Source organism: Halomonas campaniensis, from assembly GCF_014193375.1.
GTDB lineage: Bacteria > Pseudomonadota > Gammaproteobacteria > Pseudomonadales > Halomonadaceae > Halomonas > Halomonas campaniensis.
The window spans coordinates 132,105-153,375 of record NZ_JACHZF010000010.1 but is presented as its reverse complement, the minus strand read 5'-3'; the positions used below and the strand labels follow the sequence as shown (position 1 = coordinate 153,375).

20 protein-coding genes are annotated in these 21,271 nt (G+C 69.5%); 16 read left to right on the top strand and 4 right to left on the bottom strand.

All coding sequences use genetic code 11. From position 1 onward, the window contains the following. Nucleotides 1-55: 55 nt before the first annotated feature. Genes proC through BDK63_RS08690 form a run of 5 tightly spaced genes read left to right on the top strand, consistent with a single transcriptional unit; the run spans nt 56 to nt 3,810 of the window. Nucleotides 56-877, top strand: a complete 822-nt coding sequence (gene proC, locus BDK63_RS08710; protein ID WP_183330978.1) for a pyrroline-5-carboxylate reductase — start codon at nt 56-58, stop codon at nt 875-877. Nucleotides 878-937: 60 nt separating this feature from the next. Beyond that, a complete protein-coding gene (locus BDK63_RS08705) occupies nt 938-1,531 on the top strand; it encodes a YggT family protein (RefSeq protein WP_183330977.1) in 594 nt (197 codons plus the stop codon). Nucleotides 1,532-1,574: 43 nt separating this feature from the next. After that, complete coding sequence (gene metX / locus BDK63_RS08700; RefSeq protein WP_183330976.1) at nt 1,575-2,732, top strand: homoserine O-succinyltransferase MetX; 1,158 nt, start codon at nt 1,575-1,577, stop codon at nt 2,730-2,732. Continuing rightward, nucleotides 2,729-3,325 (top strand): methionine biosynthesis protein MetW, encoded by a 597-nt coding sequence (gene metW / locus BDK63_RS08695; RefSeq protein ID WP_183330975.1) that lies wholly within the window; start codon nt 2,729-2,731, stop codon nt 3,323-3,325. The genes metX and metW overlap by 4 nt, the downstream gene beginning before the upstream one ends. 29 nt (nt 3,326-3,354) lie before the next feature. Continuing rightward, on the top strand, nt 3,355-3,810 hold the full coding sequence (locus BDK63_RS08690) for a DUF4426 domain-containing protein (RefSeq protein ID WP_183330974.1): 456 nt from the start codon (nt 3,355-3,357) through the stop codon (nt 3,808-3,810). A 20-nt stretch (nt 3,811-3,830) separates the two neighbouring features. Here the strand turns inward: BDK63_RS08690 and sfsA are convergent, their stop codons facing one another. Continuing rightward, entirely contained in the window at nt 3,831-4,604 is a 774-nt protein-coding gene (gene sfsA / locus BDK63_RS08685; protein ID WP_183330973.1) for a DNA/RNA nuclease SfsA, read from the bottom strand. Nucleotides 4,605-4,612: 8 nt separating this feature from the next. Beyond that, nucleotides 4,613-5,773 (bottom strand): pyridoxal phosphate-dependent aminotransferase, encoded by a 1,161-nt coding sequence (locus tag BDK63_RS08680; RefSeq protein WP_183330972.1) that lies wholly within the window; start codon nt 5,771-5,773, stop codon nt 4,613-4,615. Nucleotides 5,774-6,000: 227 nt separating this feature from the next. On the opposite strand from BDK63_RS08680, the gene dksA reads away from it, so the two are divergent. The 11 genes from dksA to BDK63_RS08625 all read left to right on the top strand — a co-directional run bounded on the left by dksA (nt 6,001) and on the right by BDK63_RS08625 (nt 18,252). Continuing rightward, nucleotides 6,001-6,438, top strand: a complete 438-nt coding sequence (gene dksA, locus BDK63_RS08675) for an RNA polymerase-binding protein DksA (RefSeq protein ID WP_183330971.1) — start codon at nt 6,001-6,003, stop codon at nt 6,436-6,438. A 90-nt stretch (nt 6,439-6,528) separates the two neighbouring features. Next, nucleotides 6,529-7,431, top strand: coding sequence for a tRNA glutamyl-Q(34) synthetase GluQRS (gene gluQRS / locus BDK63_RS08670; RefSeq protein WP_183330970.1), 903 nt, complete (start codon nt 6,529-6,531; stop codon nt 7,429-7,431). 8 nt (nt 7,432-7,439) lie between these two features. Further along, nucleotides 7,440-7,616 (top strand): hypothetical protein, encoded by a 177-nt coding sequence (locus tag BDK63_RS08665; RefSeq protein WP_183330969.1) that lies wholly within the window; start codon nt 7,440-7,442, stop codon nt 7,614-7,616. Continuing rightward, nucleotides 7,606-10,545 (top strand): ATP-binding protein, encoded by a 2,940-nt coding sequence (locus BDK63_RS08660; protein ID WP_183330968.1) that lies wholly within the window; start codon nt 7,606-7,608, stop codon nt 10,543-10,545. The genes BDK63_RS08665 and BDK63_RS08660 overlap by 11 nt, the downstream gene beginning before the upstream one ends. After that, complete coding sequence (locus BDK63_RS08655) at nt 10,542-11,939, top strand: sigma-54-dependent transcriptional regulator (protein WP_183330967.1); 1,398 nt, start codon at nt 10,542-10,544, stop codon at nt 11,937-11,939. Before BDK63_RS08660 ends, BDK63_RS08655 begins: the two co-directional genes overlap by 4 nt. A gap of 836 nt (nt 11,940-12,775) precedes the next feature. Next, nucleotides 12,776-14,173, top strand: coding sequence for a polynucleotide adenylyltransferase PcnB (pcnB, locus tag BDK63_RS08650; RefSeq protein WP_183330966.1), 1,398 nt, complete (start codon nt 12,776-12,778; stop codon nt 14,171-14,173). Next, on the top strand, nt 14,170-14,664 hold the full coding sequence (folK, locus tag BDK63_RS08645; RefSeq protein ID WP_183330965.1) for a 2-amino-4-hydroxy-6-hydroxymethyldihydropteridine diphosphokinase: 495 nt from the start codon (nt 14,170-14,172) through the stop codon (nt 14,662-14,664). Before pcnB ends, folK begins: the two co-directional genes overlap by 4 nt. Before the next feature lie 118 nt (nt 14,665-14,782). After that, the gene (gene panB / locus BDK63_RS08640; protein WP_183330964.1) at nt 14,783-15,574 is read left to right on the top strand and encodes a 3-methyl-2-oxobutanoate hydroxymethyltransferase; all 792 of its coding nucleotides are present in this window, start codon (nt 14,783-14,785) and stop codon (nt 15,572-15,574) included. Between the two features lie 15 nt (nt 15,575-15,589). Continuing rightward, nucleotides 15,590-16,438 carry a pantoate--beta-alanine ligase gene (gene panC / locus BDK63_RS08635; RefSeq protein ID WP_183330963.1) on the top strand — a complete coding sequence of 283 codons (849 nt, stop codon included), beginning with the start codon at nt 15,590-15,592 and terminating at the stop codon, nt 16,436-16,438. 36 nt (nt 16,439-16,474) lie between these two features. Continuing rightward, entirely contained in the window at nt 16,475-16,855 is a 381-nt protein-coding gene (gene panD, locus BDK63_RS08630; RefSeq protein WP_183330962.1) for an aspartate 1-decarboxylase, read from the top strand. 221 nt (nt 16,856-17,076) lie between these two features. Continuing rightward, on the top strand, nt 17,077-18,252 hold the full coding sequence (locus BDK63_RS08625) for an acetyl-CoA C-acetyltransferase (RefSeq protein WP_183330961.1): 1,176 nt from the start codon (nt 17,077-17,079) through the stop codon (nt 18,250-18,252). Between the two features lie 219 nt (nt 18,253-18,471). On the opposite strand, the gene pnp is transcribed toward BDK63_RS08625, so the two are convergent. Both pnp and rpsO read right to left on the bottom strand, forming a co-directional pair. Beyond that, nucleotides 18,472-20,607, bottom strand: coding sequence for a polyribonucleotide nucleotidyltransferase (pnp, locus tag BDK63_RS08620; RefSeq protein ID WP_183330960.1), 2,136 nt, complete (start codon nt 20,605-20,607; stop codon nt 18,472-18,474). 345 nt (nt 20,608-20,952) lie between these two features. After that, the gene (rpsO, locus tag BDK63_RS08615) at nt 20,953-21,222 is read right to left on the bottom strand and encodes a 30S ribosomal protein S15 (protein ID WP_108446032.1); all 270 of its coding nucleotides are present in this window, start codon (nt 21,220-21,222) and stop codon (nt 20,953-20,955) included. Between the last annotated feature and the right edge of the window lie 49 nt (nt 21,223-21,271).

Below are 21,271 nucleotides of genomic sequence, written 5' to 3'. Positions count from 1 at the left end.
CGAAAGCCGGTGAACCCCGCCGGCCTCATTCGTCGACCGACACAGGACAGATTCCATGGCCACCAGAGTCACCTTCATCGGCGCGGGCAACATGGCCGGCGCCATCATCGGGGGCATGATCGACAACGGCTTCTCTCCCTCCGCCATCACCGCCACCTCGCCCAGCGACGCCTTCCTGGCGCCGATCCACGAGCGCTATGGCATCCACACCAACACCGACAACGCCGCGGCGGTCAGTCAGGCCGATGTGGTGGTACTGGCGGTGAAGCCTCAGGTGATGCGCGAGGTGTGCGAGGGGATGGCCAGCGTGATCCAGCGACGCCGGCCGCTGATCATCTCGGTGGCCGCCGGCCTGCCGGCGGAGACGCTGGCCCGCTGGCTGGGCGGCGACCTGCCGGTGGTGCGCTGCATGCCCAACACCCCCTCGCTGGTGGGCGCCGGCGCCTCCGGGCTCTTCGCCAATGCCCAGGTCAGCGACGAGCAGCGCCGGCTCGCCACCGAGCTGATGGAGGCCGTGGGCCTGGTCGAATGGGTCGACGACGAGGCCCTGCTGGAGGCGGTGACCGCGGTCTCCGGCAGCGCCCCGGCCTACTTCTTCCTGATGTTCGAGGCCATGGAGGAGGCCGGCGTGAAGCTGGGCCTGCCCGCCGAGACCGCCCGCCGGCTGGCCATGCAGACCGCCTTCGGGGCCGCCAAGATGGCCATGGCCAGCGACAAGCCCCCCGCCGAGCTCAAGCGCAACGTGATGTCGCCCGGCGGTACCACCGAGCGGGCCATCGAGCATCTGGAGGAGGCGGGCCTGCGTCGCACCATGGCCGAGGCCATGGACGCCTGCGCCGCCCGTGCCCGCGAGATGGCCGACGAGCTCGGCAAGTGATGGCACCGCCGATGGACGCGGCATGAAGACTCTCTCTATCCAGCCCTGAGGAGGAGCCCTATGGGCAGCCAACTGGGAAGTGCCGGCCTGCTGCTGGTCAACACCCTGATCAATATCTACCTGTTCCTGCTGATGCTGCGCTTCCTGCTGCAGGCATCCCGGGCGGACTACTACAACCCGATCAGCCAGTCGGTGGTGAAGATCACCCAGCCGGTCGTGCGCCCCTTCCAGGGCTTCCTGGGCCCGGTGATGGGCCGCTTCGACCTGGCCACCCTGGCCGCCGGCTTCGTGATCAAGGCGGTCAGCATCGTGGTGATCCTGCAGATCGCCGGCTTCGGCATGGCCCCCATCGCCGGCGTGGCCATCGGCGCGGTGGCGGCACTGGCCAACGCCATCCTCAAGATCTACTTCTTCGCCCTGATCGCGATGATCATCCTCAGCTGGGTCGCCCCCAACGCCAGCCATCCGGGCGCACTGCTGGTGATGCAGCTGGTGGAGCCGATCATGGCGCCGCTGCGCAAGGTGATCCCGCCGCTGGGCATGATCGACCTGTCGCCCATCGTGGCGTTCATCGCCATCAGCCTCATCGATGGTATCGTGGTGGGCTCGCTGACTCGCGCCGCCGGCATCGCCGGTGCCCTGGTCGGCCTGTGACCCGAACACGATCCTCACGCAACGACTGGACACGGAACGACCGATGCCCGAGCTCCCGCGCGACTCGGTCGGCGTGGTGACGCCCCAGACGGCGCACTTCGACGACCCCCTGGACCTGGCCTGCGGCAGGACGCTGCAGGCCTACGACCTCGTCTACGAGACCTACGGCACGCTCAATGCCGAGCGCTCCAACGCGGTGCTGATCTGTCACGCCCTGTCCGGGCACCACCACGCCGCCGGCTACCACGATGCCGACGAGCGCAAGCCGGGGTGGTGGGATGCCCACATCGGTCCCGGCAAGTCCATCGACACCGACCGCTTCTTCGTGGTCTCGCTGAACAACCTGGGCGGTTGCCACGGCAGCACCGGGCCGATCAGCCGCAACCCGGAGAGCGGCCGCCAGTGGGGGCCGGACTTCCCCATGATGACGGTGGGCGACTGGGTGCACAGCCAGGCCCGCCTGGCCGACCGGCTGGGGATCGAGCGCTTCGCCGCGGTGATCGGCGGCAGCCTGGGGGGCATGCAGGTGCTGCAGTGGGCGCTGGCCTATCCCGAGCGCATCGCCAACGCCGGAGTGATCGCGGCCACGCCCAAGCTGTCGGCCCAGAACATCGCCTTCAACGAGGTGGCGCGCCAGGCGATCCGCTCCGACCCCGACTTCCATGACGGCTGGTACGCCGAGCACGGCAAGGTGCCGCGCCGCGGCCTCAAGCTGGCGCGCATGGTGGGGCACATCACCTACCTCTCCGAAGACGCCATGGGCCACAAGTTCGGCCGCGACCTGCGCAGCGACGACTTCAACTTCGGCTACGACGTGGAGTTCCAGGTGGAGTCCTACCTGCGCTACCAGGGCGACACCTTCTCCAACTCCTTCGATGCCAACACCTACCTGCTGATGACCAAGGCGCTGGACTACTTCGACCCCGCCGCGGTCCACGGCGGCGACCTGGCCCGCGCCCTGGCCCCGGCCGAGTGCCCCTTCCTGGTGGTCAGCTTCACCACCGACTGGCGCTTCCCGCCGTCGCGCTCCCGGGAGCTGGTGGATGCCCTGATGCGGGCCGGCAAGGCGGTCAGCTACGCCAACATCGACTCGACCCACGGCCACGACGCCTTCCTGATGCCCGAGCCCCGCTACCAGGCGGTGTTCGCCGCCTTCATGTCCCGCATCGCCCGGGACCTCGGCCTGGAGGACCGCCCATGAAGCGCGCCGACCTCACGCTGATCCACGACTGGATTCCCGAGGGGGCCCATATCCTCGACCTGGCCTGCGGCGACGGCACCCTGCTGGCCGCCCTGGCCCGGGACAAGAACGTCAGCGGCTACGGCCTGGAGATCGACCCGGACGGCATCACCGCCTGCATCGCCCGCGGCGTCAACGTTATCGAGCAGAACCTCGACGAGGGGCTGGCCAACTTCGACGACGATGCCTGCGACCTGGTGGTGATGACCCAGGCCCTGCAGGCGCTGCGCCGCCCCGACCGCATGCTCGACGAGATGCTGCGTGTCGCCGGCGAGGCGATCATCACCTTCCCCAACTTCGCCTACTGGCGCCACCGGGTCCACCTGGGCATCCGCGGCTACATGCCGGTCTCCAAGTCGCTGCCCCACGCCTGGTACGACACCCCCAACATCCACCTGTCGACCTTCAACGACTTTGAACAACTCTGCCGCGACAAGGGTCTGATCATCGTCGACCGGGAGGTGGGCATCGGCGACCACGAGGGACACTGGACCTCGCGGCTGTGGCCCAACCTGTTCGGCGAGATCGCCATCTTCCGGGTCAGCCGCGGCTGACCCGGCATCCCGCAGCGAGAGGGTTCACGATGACTCGACGACTCCTGTACGGCCTGTTCCTGGGCGGGCTGGCGCTGCTGGCCGGCCCCCTGGCCGCCCAGCAGTTCGAACGCCACGACGGCTACCAGATCCACTACAGCGCGGTGAACACCAGCTTCCTTCCCGAGGCGGTGGCCCGCGAGCACGGCATCCAGCGCAGCCAGGTGATGGCACTGCTCAACGTCAGCGTGCTCGAGGAACTCGAGGACGGCACCACCCGGGCGGTGCCGGCCACCGTCAACGGCAGCGTCGGTGGGCTTTCCAGCACCAGCGAGAGCGTGCCGCTCAGCTTCCGTACCCTGCGCAGCGGCGATACCCCCTCCCAGGTGGCGGTCTTCCGCATCCACGAGGACGAGCCGATGCGCTTCGACCTGGAGGTGCGCCACGACCGCAACGCGGCGCCGGCCCAGGTCAGCTTCATCCAGCGCTTCTACATCGACAGATAGGAGCTGAAAGGCAGGGGCGCTCAGGCCGACACGCCGCCCGCGCCGAGGCACCCCTCGAGCGCCACCGGCAGCGCCTTGCCCAGGCGGATCGCCACCGGCCGGCCGGCGCGCCGCACGATCTCGCAGCGGTGCGCCAGCAGCTCCACGCCCGCCGCGGCCGCCTCGCGCAGGGTCGCCGCATAGGCCGGGTCCAGGTGGGCCGCCGGGGCCACGTCCGGTATCCCCTCGTGGGCCACGCAGAACAGCAGCACCGCCCGCCGCCCGCTGGCCACCAGCTCGGCCAGCGCCTCCAGGTGCTTCCTGCCCCGCTCGCTCACCGCATCGGGGAAGTAGCCGTGCCCGTCGGCCTCCCTGAGCGTGACCTGCTTCACCTCGACGAAGGCCGTGGCGCGCCCGGGCGCCTCGAGGCGGAAATCCAGCCGCGACGCCTTTCCCGTTCCCGACGTCACCTTCGCCTCGCGCCTGAGGGTCGCGTAGCCGGCCAGGGTCGCCACCCGCTGCTCGCGCAGCGCCTCCTCGACGATGCGATTGGCTCGCCCGGTATGCACCGAGGCGGTCGCCAGGACACCGCCGGGCTGGGGCAGCTCGATCAGCTCCCAGGTCCAGGCCAGCTTGCGCGCCGGGTTGTCGCCGGGCGCGAGCCATACCCGGCAACCGGGCACGTTCACCGCCCGCATCGAGCCGGTGTTGGGGCAGTGGGCGACCACCTCGCGGCCGTCGTCGAGCCGCACGTCGGCGAGGAAGCGCTTGTAGCGCCGCAGCAGGGTGCCCGGCACCAGTTCGGGGTAGTCCATCCCGCCCCCTACTGCCGGGCCAGGAAGCGCTCGAGGCGGCTCACCGCCTCCTCGAGCCGGGCGATGCCGGTGGTGAAGGCGATCCGCACGTGGTGCTCGCCGCCCTGCAGGGCGAAGTCGATCCCCGGGGTGATCGCCACGTTCTCCTCCTCGAGCAGGCGCCGGCAGAAGGCCTGGCTGTCGTCGCTGTAGCGAGAGATGTCGAGCCACAGGTAGAAGGCGCCCTGGGGCGGCAGCGAGGGCGCCAGCCCCAGCCGTGCCAGTCCCGCCAGCAGGGCGTCACGGCGCCGGCCGAGCTCGACGCGCCGGGCCTCCAGGAGCTCCCGACACTCGGGCGTGAAGGCCGCCAGCGCCGCATGCTGGGCCGGGGTGGAGGCGGCCAGGAAGACGTTCTGGGCCAGGCGGGTCAGCGGCTCCACCGCCGCCTCCGGCGCCAGCAGCCAGCCCAGGCGCCAGCCGGTCATGCCGAAGTACTTGGAGAAGCTGTTGACCACGAAGGCGTCCGGGGTGATCGCCGCCACCGAGAGCGGCGCGAGGTCATAGCAGAGCCCCTGGTAGATCTCGTCCACCAGCAGGTGGCCGCCCCTGGCCTTCACCGTCTCGGCCACGGCCGCGAGCTGACCCGCATCGAGCATATGGCCGGTGGGGTTCGAGGGGGTGGCCAGCATGGCCAGGCGGGTGGCCTCCTGCCAGTTCGCCGCGACCAGCGCGGCATCCAGCTGCCAGCCGCTCGCCGGCCCCACGGGAACGGCGTCCACCTCGGCGCCGGCCAGGGCCATGAAGTGGCGATTGCAGGGGTAGTTGGGGTCGGCCATCAGCACCCGGTCGCCGGGGCCGGCCAGCAGCTGGCTGGCCAGCAGCAGGGCGCCGGAGGCCCCGGGGGTGACCAGGATGCGCCGCGGGTCGACCGCGGCGCCGAAGTGCGTCGCGTAGTGGCCGGCGATCGCCTCGCGCAGGGCCGGCAGCCCCGCCGCCGGCGTGTAGCGGGTGTGGCCCGCGGCCAGTGCCTCCCGGCCGGCGGCCACCACCGGCTCGGGTGTGGGGAAGTCGGGCTCGCCAACCTCCAGGTGGATGACGTCATGGCCGGCCGCCTCGCGGGCCTGGGCGGTTTCCAGCAGGCTCATCACCCGGAAGGGGGCGATGCGATCGATGCGCGAACTCCACGGCATGCACGGGCTCCTGTCGGCAATCAGGGTTGACGCGACGGGAGACTCTCCGTCGTCGCGCGGTCATAGGGGGAGACATTGTAGCGACTTTGGTGGTGATGACGCAGGGAGTCGGGCACGCAGAGTTGCAACGCGAGGCTTTTTCCGCTAAACAAGCATCCCTTTGGCGTGAGATACCTTGCACCGCGGCGGGTATTGATCAGCAGTCACTAAAGTAACGAGGCAGTCCCATGCCAGTAGCCGACAAGAAAGTGGAAGCGCCCAAGAAATTCACCCCCTACGAGCCGGCGGCGGGTGAAGAGTACATGAACGAGCAGCAGCTGGAGCACTTCCGACAGATCCTGCTGGGCTGGAAGCAGGAGCTCATGGAGGAGGTGGACCGCACCGTTCGTCACCTGCAGGAGGAAGCGAACAACTACGCCGACCCGGCCGACCGCGCCACCCAGGAGGAGGGCTTCAGCCTGGAGCTGCGCACCCGTGATCGCGAGCGCAAGCTGCTCAAGAAGATCAACGAGACCCTCGAGAAGATCGACGAGGATGACTACGGCTTCTGCGAGGCCTGCGGCGTCGAGATCGGGATCCGCCGCCTGGAGGCGCGACCCACCGCCACGCTGTGCGTCGACTGCAAGACGCTGGCCGAGCTCAAGGAAAAGCAGCTGGGCGGCTGAGTCGGCCATGCCGATGAGGCCGACAGCCATCCGCGACGGGCACCCCTGGGTGCCCGTTTGCGTGTCTGACGCCCGGCACAGGAGTCGCCCATGAGTGGCTACCGCGGCCGCTTCGCCCCCACCCCCTCGGGCCCGCTGCACGTCGGCTCCCTGGTGGCGGCGCTGGCCAGCTTCCTCGACGCTCGCCAGGCGGGCGGCGAGTGGCGGCTGCGCATCGAGGACATCGACCCGCCACGCTGCCCGGCCGGGGCCGCCGACGAGATCCAGCGCCAGCTCGAGGCCTTCGGCCTGCACTGGGACGGCCCGGTGCTCTGGCAGCACGACCGCGACGACGCCTATGCGGCTGCCCTGGCGCGGCTGGTCGAGCAGGGACTGGCCTACCCCTGCAGCTGCTCGCGCAGGCAGTGGCGCGACTACGCCGTCTACCCCGGCTGGTGCCGCGACGGAGTCCGCGAGCCCGGCAAGCCGGTGGCCTGGCGGCTGCGCAGCGACCTGGGCCTGCGCCCGGTGGTGTGGCAGGATCGGCTGTTCGGCGAGCAGCGCTTCGACCCGGCCGAGCTCGGTGACGTGGTGCTCCGCCGCAAGGATGGCCTGTGGGCCTACCAGCTCGCCGTGGTGGTGGACGACGCCGACCAGGGCATCACCGATGTGGTGCGCGGCTTCGACCTGCTCGACAACACCCCCTGGCAGCGGCAGCTGCAGCACGCCCTGGGGTTCCCGGCGCCGCGCTACCTGCACCTGCCGCTGATCATCGGCGAGGGCGGGCAGAAGCTCTCCAAGCAGAACCTGGCCCCGCCGCTGCCGCTGGAGGATGCCCGGGTGCGACCGCTGCTCCACCAGGCGCTGGCGTCCCTCGACCAGGCCCCGCCCCGGGAGCTGGCCACGGCGCCGGTGGCCGAGCAGCTGGCATGGGCCGTCGCCGCCTGGCGCCCGGAGCGCATCCGTCCCGATCCGCACCGTCCGGCCGAGCCGGACGACCTCCCGACCCGCTGAGAGGCCCCATGTACGTCTACCGCATCATGCTCTTCCTGGTGCTCGGGGGTTACCTGCTCTCGCCGCTGATGATGAGCGGCTGGGCCAGCCCCGGCGTGGCCTGGTACCGGCCCTTCGTGCTGTGGGGCGTGCTGATCGCCCTGACCCTGTGGCTGGAGCAAAAGAGGAAGCTCGATGAACGCTAGCCTGGCCGCCGTGTTCGCCCTGGGCACCGGCTTCCTGCTGGTGCTCTTCCTCTGCGCCCTGGCGGTGGAGCGCGGCTGGATTCCCACGCGCATCACCCGCCACCCGCTGGTCTACACCCTGGCGCTGGGGGTCTACGCCAGCGCCTGGGCGATCTACGGCAGCCTGGAGCTCGCCTCCACCTCGGGCTACGGCTACCTGGCCTACTACCTGGGGGTGGCCGGCGCCTTCCTGCTCGCCCCGGTGCTGCTGGTGCCCATCCAGCGCATGACCCGCACCTACCAGCTGGCCTCGCTCTCCGACCTGTTCGCCTTCCGCTTCCGCTCGCGCTGGGTCGGCACCCTGATCACCCTGATCAGCCTGCTGGCGGTGCTGCCGCTGCTGGCCCTGCAGGTGCAGACCCTGGGCAACGCCATCTTCCTGATGACCGGTGCCGCCTCCCCGGCGCTGCTGGCGCTGGCCTTCTGCGCCATGATCGCGCTGTTCGCGATGCTCTTCGGTGCCCGCCAGGGGCGGCGGAACGACCGCCACGACAGCCTGCTGGCGGTGATCGCCCTCTCCTCGCTGGTCAAGCTGGTGGCGATGCTGGGGCTGGGCGCCATCGCACTATTCGGCATCTTCGACGGCCCCATGGCCCTCCAGGCCTGGCTGGACGGCCCCGGCCAGGTCCACCAGGCCAGTGTCATCCAGACGGACCCGGCCCACTGGCGCACCCTGCTGCTGCTGTTCTTCGCCGCCGCCCTGCTGATGCCGCACATCTTCCATATCACCTTCGCCGAGACCCTCTCCCGCCACACCCTGCTGCAGGCCAGCTGGTCGCTGCCGCTGTTCCTGCTGCTGATGGCGATCCCGGTGCCGCTGATCCTGTGGGCCGGCCAGCACCTCGGCGCCCAGGAGGCGATGGGCACGGCCTACCTGGCCTACGGCCTGTCCGACGCCCTCTGGGTCCAGGCGCTGGCCTTCATCGCCGGCCTCGCCGCCGCCAGCGCCACCATGGTGCTGATCGCCCTGGCCCTGTCGGGGATGATCCTCAACCATGTGCTGCTGGTCGCCCACCCGCCCGAGGCCCAGCCCGACCTCTACCGCTGGCTGCTGTGGCTGCGGCGCATGCTGATCGCCGCGGTGATCCTCGGCGGCTGGCTTTTCTACCGCATCGTCGGCGTCCACCACGACCTCACCACCCTGGGGCTGGCGGCCTTCGTCGGCATGTCCCAGTGCCTGCCGGGGCTGCTGGCGCTGCTCTACTGGCCGGGGGCCAACCGCAAGGGCATGGTCGCGGGGCTGGCCGTGGGCCTGCTGGTCTGGCTGCTGGGCCTGTGGGGGCCGCTGCTCACCGAGCTGCCTCCGCTGGTGATCATCCCGCCGGGGCTCGAGGGCCTCGCCGGCGAGCCCGACTGGTACGTGGTGACCCTGGTCTCGCTGGCCGCCAACGTGCTGGTCCTCATCCTGGTGTCGCTGGCCACCCGCACCTCCGAGGGCGAGCGCGCCGCGGCCGAGGCCTGCTCGGTGGACGCGGTGATCCGCCCCAAGCGCCTGCCCCTCGAGGCGGCCACCGGCGAGGACTTCAAGCGGCACCTGGCGCGGGCGCTCGGCGAGGAGGTCGCCATCCGCGAGGTCGACCGAGCCCTGGATGACCTGGGGCTCTCGCCGCTGGACGGCCGCCCCTATGCGCTGCGCCGGCTGCGCGACCGGCTCCAGGCCAACCTGTCCGGCCTGATGGGGCCCTCGGTGGCCCGGGACATCGTCGACCGCTACCTGCCCTACCGCCAGGGCGGGCCCGAGGCCACCGAGGACATCCACTTCGTGGAGAGCCGCCTGGAGGCCTATCGTTCGCGGCTCACCGGCCTGGCCCGGGAGCTCGACGGCCTGCGCCGCTACCACCGCCGCACCCTGACCCGCCTGCCGGTGGGCCTGTGCGCCTTCGGCGACGATGGCGAGCTGCTGATGTGGAACGACGCCCTGGCCGCGCTCACCGGCATCGACGGCGAGAGCGTGATCGGCGCCCGTCGCGACAGCCTGCCGGCCCCCTGGGGGGAGCTGCTCGGCCAGATCCTCGCCGAGCCCCGGGACCACCTCTACAAGCAGCCGGTGACCCTGGAGGGGGGGCTGCGCTACCTCAGCCTGCACAAGGCCGAGCTGGAGGGAGGCGACGACGAGCTGGGCGGCAAGGTGATCCTGATCGAGGACCACAGCGAGATGAAGTGGCTGGAGGATGAGCTGGTGCATGCCGCGCGGCTCGCCTCCATCGGCCAGTTGGCCGCCGGGGTGGCCCACGAGATCGGCAACCCCATCACCGGCATCTCCTCGCTGGCCCAGAACCTGCGCTACGACACCGAGGACCCCGAGGTGCTGGAGACCGCCGCGCAGATCCAGCAGCTGACCGACCGGGTCTCGCGGATCGTCGCCTCGCTGGTCGGCTTCGCCCACGGCGGACGACACGTCACCGGCCAGGCCTTCGGCCCGGTCTCCATGGCGGCCGTGACCGACGAGGCCCTTCACTTGATCCACCTCGCCCGCTCGGGAGAGGATGTGGCCTTCCTCAACCGCTGTCCCGACGAACCCCGCGTCGAGGGCGACGCCCAGCGGCTGCTACAGGTGATGGTCAACCTGCTCGGCAACGCCCGGGACGCCAGCGAGCCGGGAGGGCGCGTGGTGATCGCGGGCGAGCCCCGGGACGGCGGGCTGCGGGTCACCGTCACCGACGAGGGGCACGGCATCGACCCGCGGGTGCGCGACCACCTCTTCGAGCCCTTCACCACCACCAAGCCGCCCGGCGAGGGAACAGGGCTGGGGCTGCCGCTGGTCTACAGCATCGTGGCCGAGCACCACGGCCAGATCGAGATCGACTCGCCGCCGCCCGGCCAGGCCCGCGGCACCCGCATCAGCCTCTGGCTGCCGCTGAACCCACAGGAGGGTGAGACACCCCGATGAGCAGGATCCTGATCGTTGAAGACGAAGCCATCATTCGCAGCGCCCTGCGCCGCCTGCTGGAGCGCCACGACCACCGGGTCAGCGAGGCCGGCTCGGTGGCCGAGGCAATGGAGCTGGACCCGCAGCGCTTCGACCTGGTGATCAGCGACCTGCGCCTGCCCGGCGAGCCGGGCACCGAACTGATCCCCCGCGCCGCCCCGGTCCCGGTGCTGATCATGACCAGCTACGCCAGCATGCGCTCGGCGGTGGACGCCCTGAAGCAGGGCGCGGTGGACTACGTGGCCAAGCCCTTCGACCACGACGAGCTGCTCGAGACCGTGGCCCGGGTACTGCACCTGCAGGCCTCGCGCCAGGCCGAACCGCCAGACATCACCGAACCGAGCGGCCAGGCCCAGCAGATGATCGGCAGCTGCCCGGCCATGCAGCTGGTCTATACGCGCATCCGCAAGACGGCACCGGCCGACGTCACCGTGCTCATCCAGGGCGAGTCGGGCACCGGCAAGGAGCTGGTGGCCCGCGCCATCCACCAGCAGAGCAAGCGCTCGCGCGCACCGCTGATCTGCGTGAACTGCGCGGCGATCCCCGAGACGCTGATCGAGTCCGAGCTGTTCGGCCACGAGAAGGGCGCCTTCACCGGCGCCAGCGCGGCCCGTACCGGCCTGGTCGAGGCCGCCGACGGCGGCACGCTGTTCCTCGACGAGATCGGCGAGCTGCCGCTGGACGCCCAGGCCCGGCTGCTGCGCGTGCTGCAGGAGGGCGAGATCCGCAAGATCGGCTCGGTGGAGACCCGCCACGTCGACGTGCGCCTGATCGCCGCCACCCACCGCGACCTGCGCGCCCTGTCGAAGACCGGCGAGTTCCGCCTCGACCTCTACTACCGCCTCAACGTGATGCAGATCGACCTGCCGCCGCTGCGCGACCGGGACGAGGACGTGCTGACCATCGCCGATGTCCTGCTGGAGAAGGCCTGCCGGCGCCACGACCGCGAGGGGCTGCGGCTGTCGCGCGCGGCGCGGCGCGAGATCCGCGACTACCCCTGGCCGGGCAACGTTCGCGAGCTGGAGAACGCCCTGGAGCGCGGCGTGATCCTGGCCGAGGGCCACCTGATCCACCCGGACGACCTGGGGCTCTCCCCCGCCCCCCGCCCGGCGCCCGCCGCCCCGGGCTCGCCGCGCCCGTCGGCCGGCAGCGCGGCCGGCAGCGCGGCCGACGACGGCGCCGAGGAGGACCTCTCCCTGGAGGACTACTTCCAGCATTTCGTGCTGGAGCACCAGGACCAGATGAGCGAGACCGAGCTCGCCCAGAAGCTCGGTATCAGCCGCAAGTCCCTGTGGGAGCGTCGCCAGCGCCTCGGCATCCCGCGCAAGAAGAGCCCCCGCCGCCGGCCGGAGTGACCGCCCTCGCCGGGTCCATGCGACCATGGTGCAAGTCCCCCGCAACCGGGTCCGGCGCGCCCCGGCGCCGTCCCCCGCCCCCTTTCTGCACCATTTGTTACCGTCCCACACAGCCATCGCCCCACAACCGCGCCCGGACGGTAACACTCGACCCCCTCACCGCTGGGCGCCCCGGACAGCGACTCCACAAGCCACTGAAAATAAATGCGAAAAAACGACATGGCATGGCCAGTGCAATAGTATTGGGCAAGAAAAACAAATTCCGGCGTCACCCGCTGCCAACAACAACAACAACAGGCAGCCAGGCGTGACGGGGCCCGCCAAGCCGACAACAACAACACTCGCGGGCCGGCCACCGAGACACGACGACCGAACAACAACAATCCCGGACGCGTGTCACCCTCTCGAGCCAACAACAACAATCGCTCGAGGCACCGGAAGACCAGGACGCGACGCACCCGTCACGGCTGCCAACAAGAACAAGGGCCGACGAGGTGCACCCCCGGCAACAACACCAACAAGCCGGGGGGAGGCAATCCACTTGCCGTCGTGGTTGGATTATTGTTTTGAATACGAGGCGGTCACCTTCGGGAGCGCCAACAAGGACAACAACACTGCTTGCCTGAATCCTCCTTGGTGACTGTGGTGCGTATTCAAGGCGATGTGCCATCACGAAGAAGAACCAGCAGCACGGATGCTGCAAGACTCCTTGAGGGGGAGGCCGAGAGGCCTCCCCCTTCTACTGTGTGGCCCCGCCGGCCGGCACGCACCTATGCAAGGTGCCGGGGGTCGGCTACACTCAAGCCTTTTCGCACCCCGCGAGTCGATATCGCCGCATGTTCAAAGGATTTACCCGCTTTCTGCAGAGTCCGGGCGAACGCCTGAAATCCCTGTTCGGCCCCGAGACCTCCTCCGGTGGCGGCCCCGAGCTGCGCATCATCCCCCGCCAGGAGCATCCGGTGTCGCGCCAGCACTTCAGCGACGCCGCCCTCAAGGTCCTCTATCGGCTGCACAACGCCGGCTACGAGGCCTACCTGGTGGGCGGCTGCATCCGCGACTCGCTGCTCGGGCGCATGCCCAAGGACTTCGACGTGGCCACCGATGCCACGCCGGAGCAGGTCAAGGAGCTGTTCCGCAACTCGAGGATCATCGGCCGGCGCTTCCGCATCGTCCACGTGCGCTTCGGACGCGAGGTGATCGAGGTCACCACCTTCCGCGGCAAGCCGAGCGATGACCACGGCGACCATATCGCCCAGCAGTCCGACGAGGGGCTGCTGCTGCGCGACAACGTCTGGGGCGACATCCAGGAGGATGCGCTGCGCCGCGACTTCACCATCAACGCCCTCTACTACAGCATCGCCGACTTCTCCATCCACGACTTCGCCGACGGCGTGCGTGACATCGAGGCGCGTACCCTGCGCCTGATCGGCGACCCGGCGACCCGCTACCGCGAGGACCCGGTGCGCATGCTGCGTGCGGTGCGCTTCGCCGCCAAGCTCGACTTCCACCTGGACCCGGCCACCGAGGCCCCGATTCACGAGCTCGCCCCGCTGCTGCTGCAGATCCCGCCGGCGCGCCTGTTCGACGAGATCCTCAAGCTGTTCATGGGCGGCCACGGGCTGGAGACCTTCCACCTGCTGCGCCACTACGGCCTCTTCGCCATGCTGTTCCCCGAGGCCGATGAGGCCATGGCCGAGCTGCCCTGGGCCGAGCGCCTGGTCGAGCTGGCCCTGGAGAGCACCGACCGGCGCATCGCCGAGGAGCGCCCGGTCACCCCGGCGTTCCTGTTCGCCGCCCTGCTGTGGGGCCCCGTGCAGCTGCGCCAGGTCGCCCACGAGCGCGACGGCATGCCGCCGATCCCCGCCCTGCAGGCCGCCTCCCAGCAGGTGGTCTCGCGCCAGCTCCAGCACATCTCCATCCCCAAGCGCTTCAGCCTGCCGATGCGCGACATCTGGGACCTCCAGCAGCGCTTGCCGATGCGCCGCGGTCGCCGGGTCTACCAGACCCGTGAGCACCCCCGCTTCCGCGCCGCCTACGACCTGCTGCTGCTGCGCGAGGGAGCCGGCGAGCTCGCGCCAGGCCTCGGCGACTGGTGGACGGCGTTCCAGCAGGCCGACGAGCACGAGCAGCGCCGCCTGCTCGACAAGGCCGGCGCCAACCCGGCCGGCAGCGGCGCGCCGCGCAAGCGCAAGCGTCGCCGCCGCAAGCCACGGGGCCCGTCGAGCGATTCATGAGCCTGCACCACGCCTGGATCGGCCTGGGCAGCAACCTCGAGGGGCCGCGCCGCCAGGTCGAACGGGCCCTCGAGGCCCTGGATCGCCTGCCCCTGACCCGCCTCGCGGCGGCGTCACGCCTCTACGCCAGTCGACCCGTGGGCCCCCAGGACCAGCCCGACTTCATCAACGCCGTGGCGCGGCTCGAGACACGCCTCTCGCCGCTGGCACTGCTGGACCAGCTCCAGGCGCTGGAGCAGCGTCACCGTCGCGTGCGCCGCCGGCACTGGGGGCCCCGCACCCTGGATCTGGATCTGCTACTTTTCGATGACCGCTGCCTGACGCTGCCGCGCCTGACGGTGCCGCATCCCGAGATGACCCGACGCGCCTTCGTGCTGGTCCCCCTGGCGGAGCTGGCGCCGACGCTCGCACTGCCGGACGGCCGGCGCGTCGCCGAGCTGGCCGCTCGCCTGGACGGGAGCCAGCGGGAACTGGTGTTACCCGACGCCTGAAACACTCGCAGAAGTGTTACTGGTCGACACGCCGAGGCGGTTCGGGTAACAATCGCAGGTTACACACGAGGGGGCGCGACGCCCGCCCGTCTCGACGACACGACGACGAGAGCACGCCATGAAAACCGTCACCCTGAGCACGCTGCAGGCCTTCAAGCGCAACGGCGAGCCCTTCAGCTGCCTGACCGCCTATGATGCCTCCTTCGCCCGGGCCGCCGGCGACGCCGGCATCGAGGTGCTGCTGGTGGGCGACTCCCTGGGCATGGTCCTGCAGGGGCATGCCAGCACCCTGCCGGTCACCCTGGACGAGATCTGCTACCACACCCGCTGCGTGGCCCGCGGCAAGGGGGCCAGCCTGCTGATGGTGGACCTGCCCTTCATGAGCAACTCGAGCACCGACCGCCTGCTGCAGGACGCCGGCGAGCTGATGCGCGCCGGGGCCGAGCTGGTCAAGGTCGAGGGCGAGGCCTGGATGGCGGAGGGCATCCGCGAGCTCACCCGCCGCGGCGTGCCGGTCTGTGCGCACCTGGGCCTCACCCCCCAGTCGGTCTACCAGCTGGGCGGCTACAAGGTCCAGGGCCGCGAGGCCGAGCGCGCCACCCAGATCCTCGAGGACGCCCGCACCCTGGTCGAGGCCGGCGCCTCGGTGATCCTTCTGGAGTGCGTGCCGGCCAGCCTCGGCCGCGCCGTCAGCGAGGCCCTGGAGGTGCCGGTGATCGGCATCGGGGCCGGGGCCGACACCGACGGCCAGATCCTGGTGATGCACGACGTGCTCGGCGTGACCCATGGCCGTACGCCCCGTTTCGTAAAGAACTTCATGGCGGAGGCGGACGACATCCAGGGCGCCTTCCGCCGCTACCATGACGAGGTGAAGGCCCGGCGCTTCCCGGCGGCCGAGCACTGCTTCTAGTCCCGGAGACCCGCCATGCGCACCCTGAGAGAGATTCCCGCCCTGCGCGAGGCGCTGGACGACGTCCGGCGTCGTGGCGAGCGCATCGCGCTCGTTCCGACCATGGGCAACCTGCATGCCGGCCACCTGGCCCTGGTGGAGACCGCCCGCCAGCATGCCGAGGTGGTGATCGCCACCATCTTCGTCAATCCGATGCAGTTCGGTGCTGGGGAAGACCTGGATGCCTACCCGCGCACCCTGGCCGAGGATCAGGAGAAGCTCGAGGCCGTCGGCTGCGACCTGCTGTTCGCCCCCGAGACCGCCACCGTCTACCCCCGCGGGCTCGAGGCCCAGACGCGCATCGTGGTGCCCGACGTCACCGAGGGGCTGTGCGACGCCTCCCGCCCCGGCCACTTCGATGGCGTCTCGACGGTGGTCGGCATGCTCTTCAACCTGGTGCAGCCCCATGTAGCCTGCTTCGGCGAGAAGGACTACCAGCAGCTGGCGGTGATCCGCCGCATGGTCGCCGACCTGCACTTCTCCATCGAGATCGTCGGCGTGCCCATCCAGCGGGCCGAGGATGGCCTGGCGCTCTCCTCGCGCAACGGCTACCTGGATGCCGCGCAGCGCGCCACCGCGCCGGCCCTCTACCGGACCCTGTTCGAGCTGCGCGATGCCCTGGAGGCCGGCGAAGCCGCCGGTGCCACCCTGGCCAGCGGCTATGCCCGCCTGCAGGAGGCCGGCTTCTCGCCGGACTACCTGGAGCTGCGAGCGGCCGACCTGGGCCCCGTCACGCAGGCGACCCGCGAGGCCGTGCTGCTGGTCGCCGCCCGCCTGGGCACGACCCGGCTGATCGACAACCTGACCCTGACCCTGCCGCGCTGACGCGCCGCCCATCCGCTACCGGAGGATCACGCTTCCATGTTCACCATCATGCTCAAGGCCAAGCTGCACATGGCCCGCGTCACCCATGCCGTGCTCAACTACGAGGGCTCCTGCGCCATCGACGGCGAGCTGCTCGACATGTCCGGCATCCGTGAGAACGAGCAGATCCAGATCTACAACGTCGAGAACGGCCAGCGCTTCACCACCTACGCCATCCGCGCCGAGGAGGGCTCGAAGGTGATCTCCATCAACGGCGCCGCCGCCCATCTGGCCGGTCCCGGCGACCGGGTGATCATCTGCAGCTATGCCCACTACAGCGACGCCGAGCTGGAGAACCACCAGCCGGCGCTGGTCTACCTCCAGGAAGGCAACGCGGTCAGCCACACCAGCCATGCCATCCCCGTGCAGATGGCCTGACCCCCGGGCCGGCCCCTCGTCGGGCCGGCCATACCCCGCCGGCCCGCCTGAATCGCCCCGTCCTGCCGCTGCCCCGTGCGCTGTCCGGCTACTTTGCCGCCTCTTGACCCATGGAAGCATTGCCGCGGCGCACAAGACTCCCCTATGCTGAAGGTCCCCGGTCATGTCCGGCTGCCGCGACAGGGCCGCAAGCTCGTCATCCGATTCAGGAGAACTCCCCCATGCAAGAAGTGGTGATCGTTGCCGCACGCCGCACCGCCGTCGGTTCCTTCGGCGGCTCCCTGGCCGGTATTCCCGCCAGCGACCTGGGCGCCCTGGTGATCAAGGACATCCTGGCCTCCACCGGCGTGGCCGGCGACCAGGTCGACGAGGTGCTGCTCGGTCAGGTGCTGACCGCCGGCGTCGGCCAGAACCCCGCCCGCCAGGCGGCGATCAAGGCCGGCCTGCCGGATGCCGTGCCCGCCATGACCATCAACAAGGTGTGTGGCTCCGGCCTCAAGGCGTTGCACCTGGCCACCCAGGCGATCCGCTGCGGTGACGCCGAGCTGATCCTGGCCGGCGGCCAGGAGAACATGTCCGCCTCGCCCCACGTGCTGCCCAACTCCCGCAACGGCCAGCGCATGGGCGACTGGAAGGCCGTGGACACCATGGTCCACGACGGCCTGTGGGACGCCTTCAACAACTACCACATGGGCATCACCGCCGAGAACCTGGCAGAGAAGTACGGCATCACCCGCGAGCAGATGGACGAGTTCGCCGCCGGCTCCCAGCAGAAGGCCGCCGCCGCCATCAAGGAGGGCAAGTTCAAGGGCCAGATCGTCCCGGTGGAGATTCCCCAGCGCAAGGGCGATCCGGTGGTCTTCGACACCGACGAGGGCCCGCGTGACGTGACCGCCGAGAAGCTCGCCGGCATGCGCCCGGCCTTCAAGAAGGACGGCACCATCACCGCCGGCAACGCCTCCTCCATCAACGACGGCGCCGCCGTGGTGATGCTCTGCTCCGCCGACAAGGCCAAGGCCCTGGGCCTCGAGCCCCTGGCGCGCATCGCCGCCTACAGCAACGCCGGCGTCGACCCGGCGATCATGGGCATCGGCCCGGCCCCGGCCACCCGCCGCTGCCTGGAGAAGGCCGGCTGGAGCCTGGACGACCTGGACCTGGTCGAGGCCAACGAGGCCTTCGCCGCCCAGGCGCTCTCGGTCAACAAGGAGCTCGGCTGGGATGTCAGCAAGGTCAACGTCAACGGCGGCGCCATCGCCATCGGCCACCCCATCGGCGCCTCCGGCTGCCGCATCCTGGTGACCCTGGTCCACGAGATGATTGCCCGGGATGCCAAGAAGGGCCTGGCCACGCTGTGCATCGGCGGCGGGCAAGGGGTGGCACTCGCCATCGAGCGCTGAGGAAACACTGATTCACTGCTGCGCTCGATATCCTGACCGCCGGCGGTGCTCGGAATCCTCATGTAGCGAGCTACACTCCGGTTCCTGCGCTCCGGCGGCGATCAGCCTCTCATCGCTCGCGACATGAATCAGCGCTTCCTCTAAGCCAGAAATAGAAAACCGCCCCCGCAGCCAGGCTGCGGGGGCGGTTATGCCTTCGGCTTACCGCTTACTTGAAGCTTAGAGCGCGGGCTCGGCGGCCTCTTCGGCCTCGAACGCCGCCTTCTCTTCCGGGGTGATCTCCTTGATGGTGAGCTTCACCCGGTTGCGGTTATCGATGTCGAGCACCTTGACCACGATCTCGTCGCCCTCGTTGAGGAAGTCGCGGACGTCGTTGACCCGCTCCGGAACGATCTGGGAGATGTGCACCAGGCCGTCGGTACCCGGCATGATGTTGACGAAGGCGCCGAAGTCGGCGATGCGCACCACCTTGCCGCGGTAGAGCTTGCCGATCTCCGCCTCGGCGGTGATCGCCAGCACGGTGTCGATGGCCTTCTTGGCCGCCGCCTTGTCCTCGGCGTAGATGCGCACGGTGCCGTCGTCGTCCAGGTCGATGGAGGCGCTGGTATCCTCGCAGATCTTGCGGATGGTGGCGCCGCCCTTGCCGATCACGTCGCGGATCTTGTCCGGATCGATCTTGATGGTGGCCATGGAGGGGGCGTTCTCGGAGACCTCGGCACGGCTCTGGCCGATCACCGCGTTCATCTGCTCGAGGATGTTCAGGCGCGCCTCGAGGGCCTGCTGCAGCGCCTGCTCCATGATCTCCTCGTTGATGCCCTCGATCTTGATGTCCATCTGCAGCGCGGTGACACCCTCGGAGGAACCGGCCACCTTGAAGTCCATGTCGCCGAGGTGGTCCTCGTCACCGAGGATGTCGGTCAGCACGGCAAAGCCGTCCTGGTCCTTGACCAGACCCATGGCGATGCCCGCCACCGGGGCCTTCATCGGCACGCCGGCATCCATCAGCGCCAGCGAGGCGCCGCATACCGAGGCCATCGAGCTGGAGCCGTTGGACTCGGTGATCTCGGAGACCACGCGGATGGTGTAGGGGAACTCCGCCTCGTCCGGCAGCATGGCCTGCACGCCGCGGCGCGCCAGCCGGCCGTGACCGATCTCGCGACGCTTCGGGCCGCCCATGAAGCCGGCCTCGCCCACGCTGTAGGGCGGGAAGTTGTAGTGCAGCAGGAAGCGATCCTTGCGCTCACCCTCCAGCGACTCGATCAGCTGGGCGTCGCGCAGGGTGCCCAGGGTGGCGATGACGATCGCCTGGGTCTCGCCGCGGGTGAAGATCGACGAGCCGTGGGTCTTGGGCAGGCTGCCCACCTCGATGGCCAGCGGACGCACGGTCTTCAGGTCGCGCCCGTCGATGCGCGGCTCGCCCTTGACCACACGATGGCGCACCACGCGCTTCTCGAGGCCCGAGAAGGCACCCTTGACGTCATCGGCGTCGTACTTGCCTTCCTCCTCGCCGGCCAGCTGCTCGACGGCCTCGGCCTTGAGGGCAGAGAGCGCATCCTGGCGGGCCATCTTGTCGGTGATGCGATAGGCCTCGCCGACCCTGGCCTCGAAGGCCTCGGCGACGGCGGACTTGAGCGCGGTGTTCTCCGCCGGGGGCTGCCAGTCCCACTTCGGCTTGCCCGCCTCGGCGGCCAGCTCGTTGATCGCCTTGATGGCGACCTGCATCTCCATGTGGCCGTAGAGCACGGCGCCGAGCATCTCGTCCTCGAGCAGCTCCTTGGCCTCGGACTCCACCATCAGCACCGCCTTCTCGGTGCCGGCCACGACCATGTCCAGCTCGGAGCTGGCCAGGTCTTCGACGGTGGGGTTGAGGAAGTAGCCCTTCTCCTCGGTGAAGCCGACGCGAGCGGCACCGATGGGGCCGTTGAACGGCACGCCGGAGATGGCCAGGGCCGCGGAGGTGCCGAGCAGCGCCGCGATGTCCGGGTCATGGTTGCGGTCGGTGGAGAGCACCGTGCAGACCACCTGGACCTCGTTCATGAAGCCCTTGGGGAAGAGCGGGCGGATCGGACGGTCGATCAGCCGCGAGGTGAGGGTCTCCTTCTCGGTGGGACGCCCCTCGCGCTTGAAGAAGCCGCCGGGGATCTTGCCGACCGCGTAGGTCTTCTCCTGATAGAACACCCCCAGCGGGAAGAAGGGCTGGGCAGGATTGGCCTCTTTCCTTGCCACCACGGTGCACAGCACCACGGTGTCGTCCATGGTGACCATCACGGCACCGGTGGCCTGGCGGGCGATGCGCCCGGTTTCCAGGGTGACGGTGCTGCGACCGTACTGAAATGTCTTCTTGACCGGATTCACGGCGACTTCCTTCAATATCTACTTTTCTGTGTTTGGGTCGTTTTGACTCGGCGACCATTTTAGGGGTTGACGCGCCCCGCGGCCACCGGATAGCGACATTTCCACAGTGGAATCGCCACGCTTCCGGTCTTTCGAGGCTGATCCGGCGCCAAGAAGCAAAACGGGTAGCCCCAGTAGGGGGGGCTACCCGTTTCGAAAAGCTGAAGAAAAGGAGGATTTCGCGTTACGAGCGATGAGAGGCTGGTTGCCGCCGGAGCGCAGGAACCGGAGTGTAGCTCGCTACATGAGGATTCCGAGCACCGCCGGCGACCAGGATATCGAGCGCAGTAGCGAAATACCCTTTTCTTAGCGACGCAGGCCCAGGCGCTGGATCAGCGACTGATAGCGCTCGAAATCCTTGCGCTTCAGGTAGTCCAGCAGCTTGCGGCGCTGGTTGACCATGCGGATCAGGCCACGACGGGAGTGGTGGTCCTGCTTGTTGGTCTTGAAGTGGTCCTGCAGGCCATCGATGTTGGCGCTCAGCAGGGCTACCTGCACTTCGGGGGAACCGGTGTCGTTGTCGCCACGACCGTACTCGCTGACGATTGCGGACTTCTGCTCGGCTGTCAGTGCCATCTGTCTCTCCAGTAAGCAATATGCCTGAATGATGAGTGTGTGAGACCAC